This window comes from Paenibacillus sp. NPDC057934 (assembly GCF_042887565.1).
GTDB lineage: Bacteria > Bacillota > Bacilli > Paenibacillales > Paenibacillaceae > Paenibacillus_AQ.
Window position 1 is genome coordinate 43,809 of the sequence record NZ_JBHVPB010000008.1, and the last position, 19,358, is coordinate 63,166.

The following is a 19,358-nucleotide window of genomic DNA, read 5'->3' on the forward strand; positions in this document are numbered from 1 at the left end:
TCATTTCAACCACAAGAAGCAGTATTTTCCTTCACCAGTCATCTTAACAGTAAAAAAGAAGAGTCAACTCCTCAACTAACAGCATTTTGTTACCTTATTTTTCTTCATTATAGGGAAACGAGGGAAAATAAGGTCATTATTGTATCTTTTTTCCGAAAAAGCACGCTGCACGGGGTATTCTGGAAGAGTTAAGGTAGGAAAATGCTGTTAATTGCACTTCGAACCTTCTTATGTAAGCTCTCTTTTTTCTTGGCCATGTTTGTTATTATAAGTGCGTTCTATATAATCCAAAAATCGATGCGGTAGAGCACGCTCCATCTCAAACGCAGGGCTGAAGCTCTGGAATAATAATAAAAGGGGAGCTTGCACCGCCGTGTGCATGTTGCACAGCATAGTAGACTTGTCAGAACCCACAACCGCTGCCGGTAGATTTGTCAGAGCCCGTAGCGCAGCATGGTGACTTGTCAGAACCTGATGCAGATCCTCAGCCCTAACCATGGAGCTTGGCTCTTATTTAACAGGAAAATCTCCTGTTAATCCTCCCCTTTTAAGCATTTTGCTCGAATTAAAAGGAAATTCTCCAGTTATTCCCCCCTGTTTTAGGAGATTTGAGAAGGATCTTAGAAATTAACGGGAGTGTTTCCCGTTATTATTTGGAAACCCTCCATTTTCGAAAAATTAACAGGAGTATTTCCAGTTGTTTAAAGACTGGTACATCCACTTCTACTTTACCGGATTCGCACGCACGCTGAGGGCGAGTGGCTTGGGCTTGCTTATCTCTTGCTTATCTCTTGCTTATGTCTTGTCTGTCTCTTGTCTGTCTCTTACCTGTCCTTTGCTCAAAAAGGGGGGACGTTAATCACAAATAAAACATGGCGGGCTCAGGAATCCTCCTGAGCACCGCCATGTTCTATTTTTTGCATTATTTTTAGTAGATGGGTAACTCATCAAGGAATATACCTAGTTTTGGGACAGTCCCTTAGATAATCTTATCTACTCGTATGCCTTACGCCTGCCAAACATCCATCAGCAACTCGCGTAACTCCAGCATATCCGCTGGCCATGGATCGCTGATCGCAAGCTCTTCCCCGGTCCAGGGGTGCCGGAAGACCAGTTGCTCCCCGTGCAGCGCCTGACGACCTTTCAAAGAGCTGGCACCACCCGTCCCGTTATCCCGCTTCCAGGCTGGCCCGCCATACAGGTCATCCCCGTACAGCGGATGCCCAGCATGGCTGAGATGGACGCGGATCTGATGCGTCCGGCCAGTCTCCAGCTGCACACGCAGTAAAGTGCCCCCGTGCAGCTGCTCTCGCCCGGTAATCAGCGTTACTGCAGACTGACCGCTTGGCGATACCCTTCTGCGCGCCGCATGATGCCGATCGCGCCCGATTGGCTCATTGATTACTTTAAGGCTGGAAGATACTTTGCCCTCAGCGATGGCAACATAATGCCGTGAGATAGATTTGTCGCGCATGTTGCTGTCAAAGACGAGCTGGGCAAATTCATTCTTAGCATATAGCACGGGACCCGTCGTATCCTTATCCAGCCGGTGAATATGACGAACGGCAATACCACCCCCGGAGGCAGCATAATGTCCTGCAACCAGATGGTCCAGCGTAACCTCTTTGCTGCTACCGTCAGGATGCACCGCCACGCCTGCCGGCTTGTGCACGACTAAGCAGAAATCATCCTCAAAGAGGACGTCAAGAGGCTGCAATACGGCTTCAATCCCGGCCTCGCGGAAGGGAAAAAGGGCCAGCCGCAGCCGGTCCCCTTTTCTCAGAATGCCCTTCTCATGACGTAGCCGCATATGCAGCTTCTGGGGCATCCCCACTGTAGTTAGCAGCCAAGTGTCTATAGCGGCTTCCTTATCCTCCGCACCTGTCAAAACCCTGCCGGGCATGGCTTCCAGCCACTCCCCGCGCTTAACCCAGGAACCGCCGCCGATAATCCCCCCGTTCACCGCTGTCACAGGGCCTTCAGGGCATTGTAATGGCACTCAATGGTGTCATCAATATCCTGCTCACTGTGTGCTGCGGACACAAACATGCCCTCAAACTGGGACGGTGCCACATTAATGCCACGAGTCAGCATTTCGCCGAAATAACGGCGAAATGTGTCGAGGCTGCTAGCTTTAGCAGTATCGTAATTGACAACCGGACCTTCGGTGAAGAACGGACATACCATGGAGCCCACACGGTTGATCGTCAGCGGGATGCCGACTTCTTCGGCATTGCGTTTCATTCCCGCTTCCAGTCTAGCTCCCATTTTCTCCAGATGATCATATACTTCCGGGGTCAACAGCTTCAGCGTGGTCAATCCTGCGGCCATGGCCAGCGGATTACCGCTGAGCGTACCCGCCTGATAGATCGGCCCGGATGGAGCCATCTGCTCCATAATCTCTCTTTTACCACCGTAAGCGCCAACTGGAAGACCGCCGCCAATGACTTTGCCGAAACATGTCAGATCAGGTGTAATGCCGAACAAACCTTGTGCAGAGCTACGATTAACCCGGAAGCCAGTCATAACCTCATCAAAGATCAGCAATGCTCCAAAGCTAGTCGTCACTTCACGCAGACCTTCCAGGAAGCCAGGCTGAGGCAGAACAACACCCATATTACCCGCTATTGGCTCCACAATGATCGCCGCAATCTCATCGCCAAACCGTTCAAAAGCTACCTTCACAGATTCCAGATCATTATAAGGAACGGTGATCGTATTCGCCGCCACCCCTTCCGGGACCCCAGGGCTATCCGGCAGTCCGAGTGTCGCTACACCAGATCCCGCCTTTATCAACAGACTGTCGGCGTGACCGTGGTATGAGCCTTCGAACTTCAGAATTTTACTGCGTCCGGTATAACCACGGGCCAACCGAATAGCACTCATCGTCGCCTCTGTACCGGAGTTGACCATACGTACAATGTCTACAGACGGCACACGTTCAACTACGGTTTTAGCCATTTCCGTCTCCAATAAAGTAGGCGCACCGAAGCTGGTTCCTTTAGCCGCCGTCTCTTGCAGAGCCTGTACCACTTCAGGATGGGCATGCCCCATAATCAGCGGTCCCCACGAACAGACAAAGTCAATAAATGTATTGCCGTCGATATCATAAATACGCGAACCTGCTGCACGATCAACGTAGACCGGCGTCAGTCCTACCGATTTGAATGCCCGCACAGGGCTGTTCACCCCACCGGGGATATATTGCTTCGCTTCATCAAAAGCCTTCCGGGAAGCCTCTTCCCGGCGCGCCAGTGGCACATTACCCATTCTATCTTCACTCCTGTTCATGAATATGTTTACATCCGGCAGATGCCAGGTGTGCTTAGAACTTTATCGCTCAGCACTGCTCAGTACTTCACCGCTTATCGTACAGCCTACCAACCACGCAACCAGCGAGCCTAGACAAGCAGATGTCCATTGCTTCGCCTGCTGCATCAGTGCAGCCTATCCACCACGCAGCCAGCGAGCGGCATCCTTCGCAAAATAAGTAATGATAATGTCCGCACCCGCACGTTTCATTCCGGTCAGCATCTCCAGCACCACGGCCTGCTCGTCAATCCAGCCTTGCTGGGCTGCTGCTTTGACCATTGAATATTCACCGCTCACATTATAAGCAACCAACGGCAGATCAAACTGGTCACGAATCGTGCGAATCACATCCAGATAAGCCAGCGCAGGTTTGACCATCAGCATATCCGCGCCTTCCAGCACATCCGAATCCGCTTCACGGATCGCTTCCCGCAGATTAGCCGGGTCCATCTGGTAGGTCTTGCGATTGCCGAACTGAGGTGCAGAATCAGCTGCCTCACGGAACGGGCCGTAGAACGCCGAAGCATATTTGACCGAATAAGACATAATAGGCACATGCTCAAAACCATTCTCGTCCAGTCCGGTACGAATCGCCTGTACAAATCCATCCATCATATTAGACGGAGCAATAATATCCGCACCAGCCTTCGCCTGGGATACCGCCGTGCGAGTCAGCAGTTCCAGCGAGGCATCATTCAGCACATCTCCATGCACCACACCATTAACAGTATGGGTATGTACCATACCGCAGTGTCCATGGTCCGTGAATTCGCACAAACATGTATCGGCAACGACCAGCAACTCAGGGTACCACTGCTTGATCAGACGAGTCGCCTCCTGCACGATACCGTCCTCCGCAAACCCGGATGAACCGATGGCATCCTTGGTTTCTGGAATCCCGAACAGTAGAACTGCCGGTATTCCCAACGCCGCAATTTCATCGACCTCTTCCTTCAAAGTATCCAGCGAAAAATGATATACACCCGGCATGGAGCTAATCTCATTTTTCACGCCCGTTCCGTATGTCACAAAAATCGGCTGTATAAAGTCCAGCACATTCAATACCGTCTCGCGCACCATGCCGCGAATCCCAGCGGTGCCACGCAGACGGCGGTGCCGCATGATTGGAAAACTCATGTTTTTCCCTCCCGAAATAGGTTAATTGTGTTTTGTGCGTTAAGTTGTGTGCAGAACACCTTAAAGAAGACTATCTCGCTTAGTATCTCTATTCTTAACAAACTAAATTGCTGAATCACACCCAAAATAGCTGTATCACTAACAGAAAAGCAGCATCACAGATAGAAAGACTATGTCACTCACAAAAATTAGTCGGATGAAATTAAAGGTAATATCGCACCTTATTTTTAGCGAAATAACGTATTTTAGGTGATTAAGAGCAAAAATGCATTATATTCCCTCGTGTTGAGAGCCCCCGAAGGTCAATCCAAGAATTTAAGCGACATTTTTGCCGTTAAATGCTGTGTATGCCTAACTTCAATAAAATTAAGGTACAGATTTGCACTTATTTTCCCAAGGTTCTATAGAATGAAGGCTTGTCAGCAGCTGGGCTGGTGCCCAAGAGGTCTCTGCTTATTCCAGCGATTACTCAGGTTCTCATGCTCTGCTTACTCAAATGGTTACTCAAGTTCTCATGTGCCCCAGCTTACTCAAATGGTTACTCAGGTCCTCATGGATCTCTGTTTACTCCAGCGGTTACTTAGGTTCTCATAGTCCTTTGCTTCTTCCGACGCTTGGGTAGGTTCTAACGTGCCCCTACTCTCCCCCACCAGTTACACTAACTCCGATAAGACCGTATTCAATCCTGCAGCTACTAACATACACTCTCAGTCACATAGGAACACCTACCATTTATGCATGTTGCCGAGTTTCTGCATTCCAGCGGCATAGCTCCTGCACCAGCGCTTCCAGTGTTGACTCTTCCGCCAGAAGTCCCGGGGTTAATCCGGCTTCCTCCGCCGTTTTTTGTGTTAGCGGACCGATGCAGGCAACCTTAACATTTGCCAATAGAGGTAGTGGGTCCTGTACCCCCATCCGTTTCAGGATAGTCAGGAAATTACGCACTGTGGAGGAACTGGTGAAGGTAACGACATGTACACGACCTTCCTCCAGCAGCTTGAGCAGCTCATCATCGTCCTCGCCGGTGACCACCGTCTCGTACGTGTCAGCTTCTGTCACCTGCAGGCCCAACTCCTTCAGCTTGTCCGGCAGCCAGTCACGTGCCAGATCGCCGCGTGGCAGCAGAACCTTCTGGCCCGGCTGCAGCTCCGCGCCGAACTTCTCGACCAGCCCTTCCGCCTGGAACCGCTCCGGAAGGGCTTCACTCACCAGGCCGCGCTGCGCTAGCGCCCTGGCCGTCGCCGGCCCCACCGCCGCAATCCGCGCGCGGTACAGCCGCCTGATGTCCGCCCCCAGCTCCTCCAGGTGGCGGAAAAAGAACTCCACGCCGTTCACACTCGTGAAGAAGACCCAATCATACGCCGCAAGCGCGCCCAGCGCTTCGGCGATGATAGCCTTCTTCTCTTCGCCTTCCGGCATGATCGTCTCGATCACCGGGAACTCGTACGGTTCCCCGCCGAGTTCCTCAATGCGGTCCACCAGCTCGCTAGCCTGGCTGCGCGAGCGGGTGACCAGGATGCGCTTGCCGAACAGCGGCAGCGCCTCTGCCCACATCAACTCCTCGCGCTGCAGCACGACATCGCCTACCACAATCACCGCCGGCGGCTGAAAATTCGCCGCCAGCACCTTGGCCTCAATATCGGCCAGCGTACCAACCAGTGTCTCTTGCTCAGCACGAGTGCCCCAGCGCACAAGGGCCACCGGTGTCTCCGGCGGTCGACCATGTTTGATCAATTGACCGCTTATATATCCGATTTTGGCAACACCCATCAGGAAGACAAGTGTACCCGTTGCATTCGTTACTTTATCCCAATGAATGGAATGATCCAGCTTATCCGGGCTTTCGTGGCCCGTGATGATCGACAGGGAAGAAGCATGGTCCCGGTGCGTCACAGGAATGCCGGCATAGGCCGGAACACTGATCGCCGAGGTAATGCCAGGGATGATCTCATATGGAATGCCATGCTGACGCAGCAGTCCCGCTTCCTCGCCCACCCGGCCAAAAATCGTCGGATCGCCGCCCTTGAGCCGTACCACCGTCTTTCCTTGTAACGCAAGATCAACCAATAGCTGGTTGATTTCTTCCTGCTTCATCGTGTGGCGGTCAGGCAGCTTGCCTACATAGACCTTGTTCCCGCCGGGCTTCATCTGCTTAAGTAACCTTGGACTGGCCAGTCTGTCATACACCAGTACATCCGCTTTTTGGATACATTGTAGTCCCTTAACCGTGATCAGCTTTGCATCTCCGGGTCCTGCACCTACCAGATAGACCTTCCCCGTCATTTCCCCTCATCCCCTTGCTTCAGCCAGAATCTTCTCCGCTCCCTTAGCAATCAGTCGCTGCGCAACCTCTTTCCCAACCTGCACAGGGTCTTCCCCGATGTAGGTCTCTTTCAGGATCGTCGAGCCGTCCGGTGTTCCCACCATTCCCGTCAACGATATCACGTTCCGTCCCGGCTCCGCAGTGCGATTGGTTGCATCTGAGGTGCCTTCTAAGCTTTCTTTCAGAATGGCAAAAGCGCCGATCGGTACCTGACAGCCGCCGTTCAGCACCCCAAGGAACGTCCGCTCCGCCGTCACCGTCACAGCGGTGTGGGGATCGTTATATAAGTCCAGTAGTTGCCGCAGCTCGGCATCGTCCTCACGGCACTCAATGCCCAGCGCGCCTTGCCCGACAGCGGGCAGACACACTTCCGGCGGCAAATACTCGCTGACCCGTTCCTGCCAGCCCATCCGCGCAAGTCCAGCCGCGGCCAAAAGGATCGCGTCATATTCCCCGCTCTCAAGCTTGCGCAGCCGCGAGTCAATGTTCCCGCGGACCGGCTCAATAACCAGATCCGGCCGCAGCGCTGCGAGCTGGCTGGAGCGCCGCAAGCTGCTCGTCCCGACGCGCGCGCCTGGCGGCAAACCCTCTAGGCCCGCGCCATCCCCGGTGATCAGGCAGTCGCGCGGGTCCTGGCGCTGCGGTACAGCGCCGTTCATCAAGCCTTCCGGAAGCTCGGATGGCATGTCCTTCATGCTGTGTACCGCCATGTCGATTTCTTTGTCCAGCATAGCCTGTTCAATCTCTTTAACGAAAAGCCCCTTACCACCCACCTTAGACAGCGTAACATCAAGAATTTGGTCACCTTTGGTGACGATTTTCTTCACTTCAAATGTGAATTCCAATCCATGCTCCCGGCTCAGCCGCTCCAGATCGGCAATGACCTGCCCGGTTTGTGTCAGTGCCAGTGCACTTTGTCTGCTGCCTACAATAATCTTCCGCATTTCTTATTCCTCCCGGTTGTCGGCAATCCAAGTGTCAATGACCTCCGGACGCCACTCTATAAAGGTTCCCTGTCTCATCTCATCCAACACATCAAGCTCTTCCAGCCTGCGCAAGAGATGCCTGCGAACCGATGAAGATGGCTCCCTGCGCTTGATCTCTCCTCGCATTCGGTACAGAAAATCCAGATAGGGTTCGTATTCCTCGCCCAGTAACTCCTCCAACTGCTCCCTGATCCTCGTGACCGCTCCGGGCCCCGCCCCTGATGTTGATACAGCAATTGTTAAGCGTCCCCGCCGAAGAACCGCAGGCGTAATAAAACTCCCGACCTCTGCATGACTGACCACATTCACGGGAATCCCCTGCGTTCGGGCCTCCTGCGCCACGTCCCCGTTCACCTGTACATCATTACTGGCCGCATATACGAGAAAGGCTCCGCGGATATCACCGGGAGCATAGTGGCGGCTTAGCCAGATCAAGCGACTCGTTTCGGCAAGGCCGGTCAATGCCTCTGTCAATTCGGGACTGATCACCGTAACTTGCGCACCGGCTTCCAGCAGACCAAGCACCCTGCGCTCCGCTACAGCTCCGCCGCCAATCACGACACAGTGTTGTCCTGAACAGTCCAGCATTATCGGCAAATAAAGTGACATGTCAGCCTCACTCTCCGCCCCAGCGGTGGAAATTCGACAAGGAGTTCAACAGGAAGTTGAGGATAATGAATCCATATCCCGAGATCGCCCAGCGAGCCATCAACACTCCACTATTCTGGCCAGACCGCTTCAATATAAGATAAGCTATGTAAATCCCAAGGCCGATCAGCGTGGTCAGGACCTTCAAATCCTGAAACAGCAGCAGACGTCCTTCCACTACGATTGAAAGTCCTGCCATTATTAGCGAAAAGACCAACAGCGGGGTTCCGGCCAAGACCGAATAATAGGTGTATTTATCAAGCACTTCCAGGCTGGGCAGGCGACGAATTCTGTCACTCCACTTCTTATTTTTCAAGCGGGTATGCAGGAACAAATACATGATCGCAAACGCCGTCCCCAGCGTCAGTGCTGCAAAGCTCAAATTCGCCAGGATAATATGCACGGCCAGCCAGCCATGTACCGCACTCCAACTCTGCAGCGTATGATCCTCAGCCGTCAGCCAGACTCGGTTCAACAGGAACACGCTGAATCCCGCCACGCTAAGCAAAAGAATGGTAAACTCCGATCTTCGTGTCAGTGCTACACCAAGTGAGGTCAGCACAATACTGAACGAGAACCAGAATAAGAAATCATAAGGGGTGAAAATCGGCAGCCCCCCCTCCTCGGAAAAGCGAATACCGAGCCCCGTAAGCTGAAGAAGGCCGACAACAACAAGAAGCCCTGTGCCCAGCCGTTTTTCACTCGGACTCCGCCGAAGGCAATCCGAGAAAACAAACAGCAGGCTCAAGGCATACACCAGCAGAGCGGCATCATATATTCCGTTCAACAGCATCTGCTCACCTGCCCAGCAGGCCTGCCGGAGCAAGCGTTGTTCCTGGCAGCACTACATTCGCAGCTGCACCTGTTACTTGTTTACCATGGGCCTGATTGGTAGATGGGGAGCCTCCACCCTGTGAGCCTTCATTCATATGCTCCTGCAACGCGAAGATTTTGGAGAAATAATCAAGGGCTTCACTTCCCTGCTTGCCCCCGGACATCTCCTTGATCACATTAATTGGATCATGCATCATTTGATTCACGATACTCTTCGTCAGACGACGGATTACCTTACGCTGATGTTCATCCAGCTCTGGCAGCTTGTTGAACAAGCTCTCCATCGTCTCTTCATGAATCGCATTCGATTTATCCTGGAGCGCACGGATCACCGGACGAACACCCAGCGTCTTGAGCCAGAGCTGAAACTCGTCCATTGCCTCACTGATCATGACCTCGATCTTGGCAGCTTCGCTGCGGCGCATTTCCAGATTGCTCTCGACAATGCCCTCCAGATCGTCGATATCATACAGGAACACACCGGATACATTGGCCGCCTCGGGATCAATATCCCGCGGAACCGCAATATCAATCATGAACAGCGGCCTCGAAGGGCGGCGTTTCATGCCTTCCGCTACTTGCTGGGCGGTAAGCACATAACCTGTTGCCCCCGTAGAGCTGATCACAATATCCACCTCATCAAGATGCTTCAGCGCGTCCTCAATCGTACTTGGCTTGCCAGAGAACTTCTCGGCCAGTTCCGCCGCCCGCGACAATGTGCGGTTAGCTACAATCACCTCGGCCGCACCGCTGCTATAAAGGTGCTTCACGGTTAGTTCGCTCATTTTGCCGGCGCCAAGAATGAGCACTCTCTTACCAGTGAACATGCCAAAAATACGCTTGCCCAGTTCCACAGCCGCATAGCTGACCGACACAGCGCTCTCGCCGATCGAAGTCTCACTATGAGCCCGCTTGCCGAGCGTAACCGCCTGCTTGAACAACTTATTGAACCACGTTCCCGTAGCCCCTTCCGCCTGTGCAGTCAAAAAAGCGCTACGCACCTGACCCAATATCTGCGTCTCGCCAATCACCATCGAATCCAGACCGCAAGTCACACGGAACAAATGTGCCATCGCCTGCTCGTCTTCATATATATACATATGCTGCGTAAATTGCTCACTTCTCACCCCGAACCACTGTTCCATGAAGCTGCGGATGAAATATCCACACATATGGAGACGGTCCACGACCACGTATATCTCCGTCCGGTTGCAGGTGGCAACTACAACACCCTCCAGAACACTCTTCGTTTCCATTAATTGGTGAAGCGCTTCCGGTAAATCTTGTTCCGCAAAAGCGAACTGCTCCCTCACCTCTACGGGCGCCGTACGATAATTCAGTCCAACGACGACGATGTGCATCGCAAGTTCACCATCCTAGTCTCATTTATTGCTGTAAGCATTGCTGCGTCACGATCTCATATCCGAATGACGAATCTTTCATATCATTCACAAACGCTGTGTTAAGTATATCACACGAAATTACGACTTTTTACATATTTTTTGAACGGTTTATGAACTCCAGATAATAATCATTATAAATAAAAACTAATGGAAACTCCATGGTTAGGATGGGGAATAATCAAAGAAATTATGATTTTTTCACAAAACATTCATCCACTGTATACATAAAGTAGCAATCGGCCAACTTGATAAAAAAAGCCCAGCGAATCATCGCCGGGCATAAATGTAACTTAAAATGGCACAACCTGTTACAAGATTACTCGGCAGGTGTATACACAATCTTTTTCTCCACCGTAATCATTTTTCCAAACTTGTTGGTGACCTTGAAGGTAAAGACGTTATCCCCCTCAGTAAGCGTTACATCTTGATAAATGCTGCCATAGCTGCTGATCAGCTTGTCATTCAGGTAGACCTTCGGACTGCTGTCATTGGCATCACTTGCACTACCGGTAAACGTAAGCCGCTTGCTGCTAGTGGTCTCAGGGATATAATCCAGCTTCAACTCTGGTGCACTCACTTCAAATTTGACCGTCTTGGTGATGACCTCCGAGCTTTTGCCCAGGCTGTTAACGGCTTTGAACGTAAATACGTTATCCCCTTCCTTCAGTGTTACATCTTTATTGAAGGAGCCATAGCTGCTGATCAACTGGTCATTCAGATAAATCTTCGGATAGTTGTCATTCTTGTCAGTGGCTTTACCTGTAAGAGTCAGTGTTGTCGAACTGCTTGTTTCCGGGACAAAATCAATCGTCAGCTCCGGACCGCCTATTGCAAAAGTGATCGTCTTCGTAATGACTTCAGAACTCTTGCCCAGGCTGTTAACGGCTTTGAAACGGAATACGTTCTCTCCCTCTTTCAAAGTCACATCCTTATTAAAAGTGCCGTAGCTGCTGATCAACTGATCATTCAGATAAATCTTCGGATAGTTGTCATTCTTGTCAGTGGCCTTACCGGAAAACGTAATGGTTTTGGTGCTACTAGTGTCCGGTATAAGATCCAACGTTAATTCTGGTCCGCCTACTGTGAAAATAATCTTCTTGGTGACGACAGCCGAGCTTTTACCCAGACGGTTGGTCGCTTTAAAGGCGAACACATTCTCACCTTCTTTAAGCGTTACATCCTTGCTGAACGTACCGTAGCTGCTGATCAATTGGTCATTCATGTAGACCTTCGGAGAGCTGTCATTCTTATCCGTCACTTTACCGCTAAGTGTGATGGTGGATTTATTCACCGTTTCAGGAGTGGTATCGAGTACCAATTCCGGTCCACCTAGCGAGAGCGTGATTTGCTTTTCAACTACCGCTGTTTTACCGTTCTTATTGGTTGCAGTAATGACCAGCTTGTTGACCCCTTCTTTAAGCGTGACATCCGCATTCCAAGTCCCGCCGTAGGACACATATACACTCTTGTCATTAATCGTTACCGTTGGATACGTATCACTGCTGTCCGTGACTTTACCGGTGATATTCACCGATGGCTGGTTGGCCGTTTCGGGGGCTTGTACCGTCAGCTTGGGACCTGTTGTTTCAAAAGATACTTGCTTCGTGACTGTCTTGGAGCGTCCGTTAGGTAGAACGGCTTTGAAGACAAAGTCGTAAACCTTCTCTCCCGCATCCAAACTGATGGCTTCTGCAAAAGAACCGTTGTTGTTCTCCACTTCTTCCTCATTAATGTACACCTTGGCGTCCGCATTGACTTTGCCCGTAATCTTGAGCGTAGCATCGGATACTTTAGCAGGCACCTGCACATCCAGTTGTACATCTTTGCTCGCATTGGTGTAAGAGGACTTTAACACCCGATACAGCAGCGTAGCCACAGAAGCTCTGTTGATCGGAGCGTTCGGCTTGAAGCTTCCATCCGGGAAGCCCTGAATCAACTTCTTGTCCACCGCCACGGCTACCTCTTGAGCAAGCTGCGGAGAAATATCACTATAGTCATTGAACTTCCAGCGTAGTGCGCTGTCCGCATCTACACCTTCAGTAGCCAGACCCATGGCCCGAACCAACGCTACCGCCACATCTTCACGGGTAGCCTTGGCCTGAGGATCAAAGAACGGCTTGCCCTTCATAGGAAAGTAACCTGTCAGGTAGTCCTTGGAGGACTCCACATATTTATAGGCCCAGGAAGATGGATACACATCAGAGAACGTCGGCTCCTCCGCTTCCACCAAATCCAGACCAAACGTCAACGTAATTAGCTTCGCCAGCTGCTCACGCGTAATCGGCGCTTCAGGCTTAAACGTACCATCCGGATTCCCGGTAATAATCCCCTGACTAGCCATACTCTCAATGGCTTCATTCGCCCAATATGTAGTCTTCACATCAATAAAAACATATGAACTGCTCTGCTGCACAACCGTCGCTGCATTAGCAACCCCGCCAAACAACAGGCTAAGCAGCATCAACCAGACTGCCGCATAACGAATACTCTTCCCCTTCACTTACCATCGCCTCCACTATGTTCATACATAGTTCTTGTCCCCTCATTATCTATCATCTATCAGGAGAAGAGAACTATTTCCAAGGAATAATTATACAGGAAGAGAGTCAAATGTAATAGGTGTAAAGACGTGTTTTGAGAAAAGAAAAGATTCATAGATGAAGAATCCTCAGCGTTGTATTAGCCAAAGTATCAATAAAAAAATACCCAGCGAAAATTTCGTTGGGTATTGTAAATAATAAAATTCTTACTACAAGATCTATACGTTTGGCTTAAATCTAATTTGCTTTATCAATTCAAATATCTTTTTATTAACTATAATTACGAAAATAAATAATACAATTTCTATAGTAAATTCTACAAGTAAACTAAATTCCATATACAATATAACAACCTGTGTAAAAATTAATGCTAAGTTTATTACTATGTGTGTTATGTCTAATTTCATATTGATAAACTTCTTAGTATCGTAAGTGCGCATTATCCATATAATAAGAAAACTTAACATTGTAGAGATCGCTGCTCCATTTGTTCCAACCAATGGTATGAAAATTAGATTTAATATAATATTTATTGCAGCACCAATTAGCGATGTTCTGAATATCCCTTTTGTTTTCTTTGCTGCTATATAATTTGTACCTAAGAAAGCTGAGAAGCTTGAAAAAACTATACCTATCAACAGAAAAGGAATGAATTCCCAAGAAGAGTAGAATTCTTTCGACACTAAGCTTCCCATCATATACTTTAGTAACATTAAAATAATTGAGGTACCTACAAACATAACAACTGAAAAGTAATAAAAAGTTTGAGAATAGAATTTCGTCTTACTTTCATCTTCATACTCTTCAATAGCTGATAATTGCCAGGCTTTAAAGAATATAGTATTTAATATTGAAAGTAAACTAGGTATTTTATTTGCTACGGCGAATAATCCATTCGCGCTGGCTCCTACAAAAAATAAAATAAAATAACGATTAGATGCATTCATAATCCACCACATTAGTGCATTTGGTATAAGCGGTATAGAGTAAATCAGCATTTCTTTAGTTATAGATCTATTTAATCCATCTAGTTTGATATACGAGTATAATTTGGTTTGAAAAAAAAGGTGAATTATAGAAATTATATTCCCGATAATTACAGCTATAAAGTACCCATCCATACCCATTTCTAAATTTACTATTAATAAAATACTCATTCCAGCTGTAACGATCGTCATTAAAATGCCATTATAGGAATATACTTTTATTTCCCCAATAGCCCTTACAAATTGTGTGAATATTGATTGCAATGCTTGCAAGATAAAAATTATATACATATAACCCAATAATCCGTCCAAAATATTAAAGTACGATAAGAACGGATAAAAGAATAAAGCAACCAAAGATCCTAATAATGTAACAACTAAGGAATTAGTGAACACTACTTCATTATGATATTCCTTATCCATAACAAATCTTAATACAGCATCATAGATACTTAATGAGATAATTGGTAATAACATACTAGTCGTAGTTGTAATTATATCGATCGTACCGTACTCACTTGTAGATAAATAGTATGTATATAGCGGAACCAAAAAAATTAGAATCAGTTTGCTTCCAAGATCTCCTATTGCAAAAATAGCTGAATTATTTATTAATTTTCTATATTTATTCATAATTTTAAATTCACCTATTTATCCAATGATTCTTTCCATTTCTTTTTCAAGCTTATTTTTTAGTTCATTACTAGTTGGATCGATCTCTTTTTTCAAAAGTTCTTTTATAATATCATTCAAATTTTCATTTTTAGCTTCTGCGTAATAAATATATTCCTTATTAGCAAACCACTTAATCCCTTCAGATATTTTATGATCTAATGATTTAAATACGATACATGGAGTTTTAGTTATAACAGAAAATATAACTCCATGAAATCTATCAGTTATTACTAATTTGCTACTTGCAAAGGAGTCTAGCATCTTATTAAATTCAAAAATTCTATTCTCCTTATTAACTCTTTTGTTGATTATTGTATCTCTGTACACAATATTTTCATTTAAAACATCTATAGCATTTTTAATATTTGTGACCAAATTATCATCAAGCACTTTTTCTTTATCACTTCTTAATGCAAGCAATATACCATCTCTACTTAATGTTTGCTTATAATAATCCTCTAGATACATTACACTATCAGGTGCCAATAATAATTGGTTGTTCGGGAAAATTTCTTGTGCTGTTTTGAAACTCTTATTTTCTCTGCAGACTATATTCAAATTATTATGTTCACTATAAATCTTTTTTGTTACTTCCAGTTCATTCTGACCATTATTATCCTGCGTAAAAGAGATGCTTTGGGGCATAATTATTATTTTATTTTTGGGGAATTTTTTAATAACATCTCTTCTCAAGTTCTCTTCGTTTATGTATAAATTCCCTAAGTTGCCCCCACCATGTAAGAAAATAAGATCCTTATCATTTAAAATTGTTTTTAAATTATCTTTTATTAAAATATATTCCGTGTATGAAAACTCTAAGATCACTTTATCAATAAATTTTTCTTGAAGATATTTTCTTATTGCAATTGCAATTGCTTGATCACCCATATTCCCATGTTCAGGTGATAACAAATATATAATTTTCTCATTATTCTTAATGTTTTTTAATTTATTGAGTTTTAATAACAAATCAAACTTGCTCATTACTAGTCTAGCCTTATTAAGGATTCCCATGTACACTTCTCCCTTTAACAATTCATTTCATTTTTCCGATATAAACTCCGTCTATAATATCTGTATTTTGGTTTCTTTGTTTTTTAATAGCAAACATTAAGGTGATAAATATAATAACAAGAGTAGTATTAGTAAGCATATACAGTCTTACACTATCCAAAATTATCGAATACATAAATATTGATATAATTTTATATCTAAGATTATTTTTCTGAATCGCTTTTTTTTGAAAAAAGCAAATTAACCATGCGAGAAATGAAGTTCCTATAATAACCCCACTTGGTCCAAAATCTCTTAAAAAAGTGTATAACATAGTTGTGTTGTTATTATAAAAAACAATTTTTGCGTCTCCGATATTAACAAATGGTTGCGCATAGATATTAAAATGATAGCTCGGAACATCTATTTGCAAACCTAGTAGTGCTTTAAGCGTAAGGACAATTGGTTCAAATAAAAAACCTAGTGTTAGATAGCCATACATAGCCGGTTCTTCTAAACCAAACCTTAAAGGGTCCCTTATTATCAGTTCTAAATATGAAAAGGGTCCTACAAAATATAAATACGCAGCCTTGATTACATTTAATAAATCCTCACCACGCAAAATAGTAACGATCACCATAGCAGTGACTGCATAAATCAAGTACTTATTCCCTTTGATTTTTATTTTTTTAAAACTATCAGTTAATATTAATGCACCTATAAAAAACGCAACAAAATTCCATAATTTACCCCTACCCCCGAAAGTGAGGATTTCTATCAATAAATTAAATACAACCAAATTAAGAAATCTTTTCTTACCATTTACCAGATTATATATTGCTAATAACATTACAACTGAAAATAACGTCAAAGGAACTGCTCTAAATAAAAACATCAATATCTGACTATCAAATCTTTGTAATATATAGGTTTGAGTTCTTACATAAGTTAAATCCAATCCATTTGCCAAAATGGCTTTCAATGATGCAACAAGATTAGGGCTGATCAATATGAGTGCAATTATCTCTATTAAATAAACAGCTTTATTATTTATTTCATATAAAATAGTACTCTTATAATTAATATTAGGTGTTAGATGAGCTTTTTTCGTAAAAATAAAGTAAGTAATATTAAATGTAGCTATTGTAAGAATGGCATAAACATGAATTGTTGCACTTGGCCTTAAAGCTCCAACGTCACCAACAATGGATAAAAACCCAACTATTCCCCATAATATAGTAAAAACTGTATTGGGGAGTAATAGCTTTTGATATTTGAATTTTGAAATTAACAGACTTAAAAAAATCATCATTATATACAGAAAAACAAAAAGAATTTCCATGTCCAAAATCAACCTCTTTCACTTCAGTAGACCCATAATAATCCGAAATACTATCTTATTTCGAGGAAATTATCTCAAATTTTTTTCTTATTTTCTATTAAGTCTCTGCAATAATTTATTGGAATATATGCCTAATTTTGCATTGATTCTATAGCATAATAATAAACATCTGGTTGATAATTTCATGTCGTTTAAATTGATGAATCTATTTAGATTAGAATCAAGTTTAGATTTCAGACTGTCGTAATACACTGACTTATTATCAATGTCACTATAATACACATTACAAATATTATTTAATAAAACTCTGAAGTACTTATGTAATGTTAAAGCAACAAACTCATTTTCATTATTCTCCTCAAAAAAGGCTAATCTATTTTCATATACATGCACACTATCCAAATTTTTAATTGAAAATGTCTTTTGTGTTATGCTATTTTCTCTCATTCTGTAGTGATATAAACATTTATCTATACATATAACTTTTGAACTTTTATATAGAATTTCATGAATAATATTTTCGTCCTCATTTATTATTCCAACTTCGTACTGTATAGTATCAAATAATTTCTTTTTGTATAATTTGTTCCATGCAACGGTCATATTTAAATAATTCCCATTAAATAAATTTTCCAACGCTTCATGTCTATCCAAAGATTCCTGGCTGCCTATGAAATTATTTTCTATACTCTTTTCCCCATATTCGTAGGTAAATCCGCATACAACAATATCAGCATCATATTCAATTATTTTCGAAAACAACTTTTCAATAAATTCTTTATTGATCCAATCATCACTATCAATAAAACAGATATAGTTTCCTGTAGACATATGTATTCCAGCATTCCGTGCTGAACTAAGCCCGCCATTTTCTTTATGAATTACCTTAATCCTATTATCTTTTTTGGCATATCCATCACAAATATCTCCACTCTTATCTAACGAACCATCATCCACCAAAATAATTTCAATATTTTCATAAGATTGTTGCATGATACTTTCAACACACTTATTTAGGTATAGTTCGACGTTGTATATTGGAACAACAACGCTAATTAAATATTCCATACAAATACCTCTATTTCTTCCTGAGAATATAAATTAATTTACTAATCAAAAAGATGAGTATTTTTGAGTTTGTTTTCAAAGCCATAGCCAGAATGAAGAACATTTTATTATTAACAACACTAAAATCGGTATTTTTCTCCTCAATAAGTATATTGTCTATGAACTGCAATTTTCTACGAAATGAATAGTTACAATTAGGATTAAACACATCCATAAAGCACGAGTAAATATTCTTTAACCGAATATATAATAGTGATTCATATAATTCATAATAATTGTCATCATCTTTTATTAAATGAAGTAATTCATTGTTTACCATTATTATACTTTTATATTTATTATCCGTGAATTTTCTAGATAATGATGTATCTCTACGTGACATGTAATGATATAGAACTTCATCCAAAATATACAACGATTCTGCCTTGAAAAAACACTGTATATTAAACAAATGATCTTCGGCAATTTCAATAGTTGTATTGAATCTGAAATTATTGTCTCTCAACATAGTACCTTTATAGACCTTAATGGCACTATTTATAGATTCATTTTTGATTAAAGCAGGCATTTTTTTTGCAACTTCTATATTGGATAAATATCTTTCAGATGTTCTCTGTTCCAGAATTATTCTGCTTCTGGCAGGAGAGTCTTTAATTAAACCATACATTAAAATATCATATTGATATTCAATTAATATTTCATGTATTTTTTGTAAGGCTTCTCTTTCCAACCAATCGTCGCTATCGACAAACATTATATAATCTCCGGTGGCCCTATCAATCCCTAAATTCCTAGCTGCAGAAACACCTTGATTAGAAGTATGTGAAACTAAACAGTTATTATATTTTTCCGCGTATTCATCACAAATAATTCCGGAACTATCGGTAGATCCGTCATTCACCAAAATAATTTCAAATCCTTTATATGTTTGCTCGATAAGACTATCCAAACATTCCCTCAAGTACTCCTCTACATTGTATACAGGAATAATAATACTAAATAATAACTTGCCTAAATTCATCATTGTCTCCATTTCATTTTTTTTAAGATAAGTATTCTCTTAGTGAACGCGCGTCAATCACTAATCCCCTTTCCTAAAAATATATGGAAA

15 protein-coding genes are annotated in these 19,358 nt (G+C 44.1%); all 15 read right to left on the reverse strand.

The genetic code is table 11. The features are described from left to right. Window positions 1–228: 228 nt before the first annotated feature. Window positions 229–498 (reverse strand): hypothetical protein, encoded by a 270-nt coding sequence (locus tag ACFVRY_RS18925; RefSeq protein ID WP_387501840.1) that lies wholly within the window; start codon window positions 496–498, stop codon window positions 229–231. 508 nt (window positions 499–1,006) lie between these two features. After that, window positions 1,007–1,903, reverse strand: a complete 897-nt coding sequence (locus tag ACFVRY_RS18930; RefSeq protein WP_387502118.1) for an RluA family pseudouridine synthase — start codon at window positions 1,901–1,903, stop codon at window positions 1,007–1,009. Between the two features lie 65 nt (window positions 1,904–1,968). Further along, a complete protein-coding gene (gene hemL / locus ACFVRY_RS18935; RefSeq protein WP_387501841.1) occupies window positions 1,969–3,270 on the reverse strand; it encodes a glutamate-1-semialdehyde 2,1-aminomutase in 1,302 nt (433 codons plus the stop codon). A gap of 177 nt (window positions 3,271–3,447) precedes the next feature. Beyond that, window positions 3,448–4,449, reverse strand: a complete 1,002-nt coding sequence (gene hemB, locus ACFVRY_RS18940) for a porphobilinogen synthase (protein ID WP_387501843.1) — start codon at window positions 4,447–4,449, stop codon at window positions 3,448–3,450. 732 nt (window positions 4,450–5,181) lie between these two features. Further along, window positions 5,182–6,732 (reverse strand): uroporphyrinogen-III C-methyltransferase, encoded by a 1,551-nt coding sequence (gene cobA, locus ACFVRY_RS18945; protein ID WP_387501844.1) that lies wholly within the window; start codon window positions 6,730–6,732, stop codon window positions 5,182–5,184. 6 nt (window positions 6,733–6,738) lie between these two features. Then, a complete protein-coding gene (gene hemC / locus ACFVRY_RS18950) occupies window positions 6,739–7,716 on the reverse strand; it encodes a hydroxymethylbilane synthase (RefSeq protein ID WP_387501846.1) in 978 nt (325 codons plus the stop codon). Between the two features lie 3 nt (window positions 7,717–7,719). Continuing rightward, window positions 7,720–8,367: a precorrin-2 dehydrogenase/sirohydrochlorin ferrochelatase family protein gene (locus tag ACFVRY_RS18955; RefSeq protein WP_387501847.1), complete on the reverse strand. Its 648-nt coding sequence runs from the start codon at window positions 8,365–8,367 to the stop codon at window positions 7,720–7,722. Window positions 8,368–8,374: 7 nt separating this feature from the next. Next, the gene (gene ccsA, locus ACFVRY_RS18960; protein WP_387501848.1) at window positions 8,375–9,199 is read right to left on the reverse strand and encodes a cytochrome c biogenesis protein CcsA; all 825 of its coding nucleotides are present in this window, start codon (window positions 9,197–9,199) and stop codon (window positions 8,375–8,377) included. Window positions 9,200–9,203: 4 nt separating this feature from the next. Further along, window positions 9,204–10,601 carry a glutamyl-tRNA reductase gene (gene hemA, locus ACFVRY_RS18965; protein ID WP_387501849.1) on the reverse strand — a complete coding sequence of 466 codons (1,398 nt, stop codon included), beginning with the start codon at window positions 10,599–10,601 and terminating at the stop codon, window positions 9,204–9,206. Between the two features lie 358 nt (window positions 10,602–10,959). Continuing rightward, window positions 10,960–13,143, reverse strand: coding sequence for an S-layer homology domain-containing protein (locus ACFVRY_RS18970; protein ID WP_387501850.1), 2,184 nt, complete (start codon window positions 13,141–13,143; stop codon window positions 10,960–10,962). Window positions 13,144–13,401: 258 nt separating this feature from the next. Continuing rightward, window positions 13,402–14,802, reverse strand: coding sequence for a lipopolysaccharide biosynthesis protein (locus ACFVRY_RS18975; RefSeq protein ID WP_387501851.1), 1,401 nt, complete (start codon window positions 14,800–14,802; stop codon window positions 13,402–13,404). Window positions 14,803–14,820: 18 nt separating this feature from the next. Then, window positions 14,821–15,858 carry a polysaccharide pyruvyl transferase family protein gene (locus ACFVRY_RS18980; RefSeq protein WP_387501852.1) on the reverse strand — a complete coding sequence of 346 codons (1,038 nt, stop codon included), beginning with the start codon at window positions 15,856–15,858 and terminating at the stop codon, window positions 14,821–14,823. A 22-nt stretch (window positions 15,859–15,880) separates the two neighbouring features. Continuing rightward, window positions 15,881–17,179 carry an O-antigen polymerase gene (locus tag ACFVRY_RS18985; protein ID WP_387502119.1) on the reverse strand — a complete coding sequence of 433 codons (1,299 nt, stop codon included), beginning with the start codon at window positions 17,177–17,179 and terminating at the stop codon, window positions 15,881–15,883. 87 nt (window positions 17,180–17,266) lie between these two features. Beyond that, window positions 17,267–18,247 (reverse strand): glycosyltransferase family 2 protein, encoded by a 981-nt coding sequence (locus ACFVRY_RS18990; protein WP_387501853.1) that lies wholly within the window; start codon window positions 18,245–18,247, stop codon window positions 17,267–17,269. Between the two features lie 10 nt (window positions 18,248–18,257). Then, window positions 18,258–19,280, reverse strand: coding sequence for a glycosyltransferase family 2 protein (locus tag ACFVRY_RS18995; protein WP_387501854.1), 1,023 nt, complete (start codon window positions 19,278–19,280; stop codon window positions 18,258–18,260). Between the last annotated feature and the right edge of the window lie 78 nt (window positions 19,281–19,358).

What these genes read in the sequence shown, in the direction of transcription:
- ACFVRY_RS18930 (WP_387502118.1), bottom strand. Translation starts at nt 1,903, where the DNA reads ATGCCCGGCAGGGTTTTGACAGGTGCGGAGGATAAGGAAGCCGCTATA.
- ACFVRY_RS18975 (WP_387501851.1), bottom strand. Translation starts at nt 14,802, where the DNA reads ATGAATAAATATAGAAAATTAATAAATAATTCAGCTATTTTTGCAATA.
- ACFVRY_RS18985 (WP_387502119.1), bottom strand. Translation starts at nt 17,179, where the DNA reads ATGGAAATTCTTTTTGTTTTTCTGTATATAATGATGATTTTTTTAAGT.
- ACFVRY_RS18990 (WP_387501853.1), bottom strand. Translation starts at nt 18,247, where the DNA reads ATGGAATATTTAATTAGCGTTGTTGTTCCAATATACAACGTCGAACTA.
- hemL (WP_387501841.1), bottom strand. Translation starts at nt 3,270, where the DNA reads ATGGGTAATGTGCCACTGGCGCGCCGGGAAGAGGCTTCCCGGAAGGCT.
- cobA (WP_387501844.1), bottom strand. Translation starts at nt 6,732, where the DNA reads ATGACGGGGAAGGTCTATCTGGTAGGTGCAGGACCCGGAGATGCAAAG.
- ccsA (WP_387501848.1), bottom strand. Translation starts at nt 9,199, where the DNA reads ATGCTGTTGAACGGAATATATGATGCCGCTCTGCTGGTGTATGCCTTG.
- hemB (WP_387501843.1), bottom strand. Translation starts at nt 4,449, where the DNA reads ATGAGTTTTCCAATCATGCGGCACCGCCGTCTGCGTGGCACCGCTGGG.
- ACFVRY_RS18995 (WP_387501854.1), bottom strand. Translation starts at nt 19,280, where the DNA reads ATGGAGACAATGATGAATTTAGGCAAGTTATTATTTAGTATTATTATT.
- ACFVRY_RS18925 (WP_387501840.1), bottom strand. Translation starts at nt 498, where the DNA reads ATGGTTAGGGCTGAGGATCTGCATCAGGTTCTGACAAGTCACCATGCT.
- ACFVRY_RS18980 (WP_387501852.1), bottom strand. Translation starts at nt 15,858, where the DNA reads ATGGGAATCCTTAATAAGGCTAGACTAGTAATGAGCAAGTTTGATTTG.
- hemA (WP_387501849.1), bottom strand. Translation starts at nt 10,601, where the DNA reads ATGCACATCGTCGTCGTTGGACTGAATTATCGTACGGCGCCCGTAGAG.
- ACFVRY_RS18955 (WP_387501847.1), bottom strand. Translation starts at nt 8,367, where the DNA reads ATGTCACTTTATTTGCCGATAATGCTGGACTGTTCAGGACAACACTGT.
- hemC (WP_387501846.1), bottom strand. Translation starts at nt 7,716, where the DNA reads ATGCGGAAGATTATTGTAGGCAGCAGACAAAGTGCACTGGCACTGACA.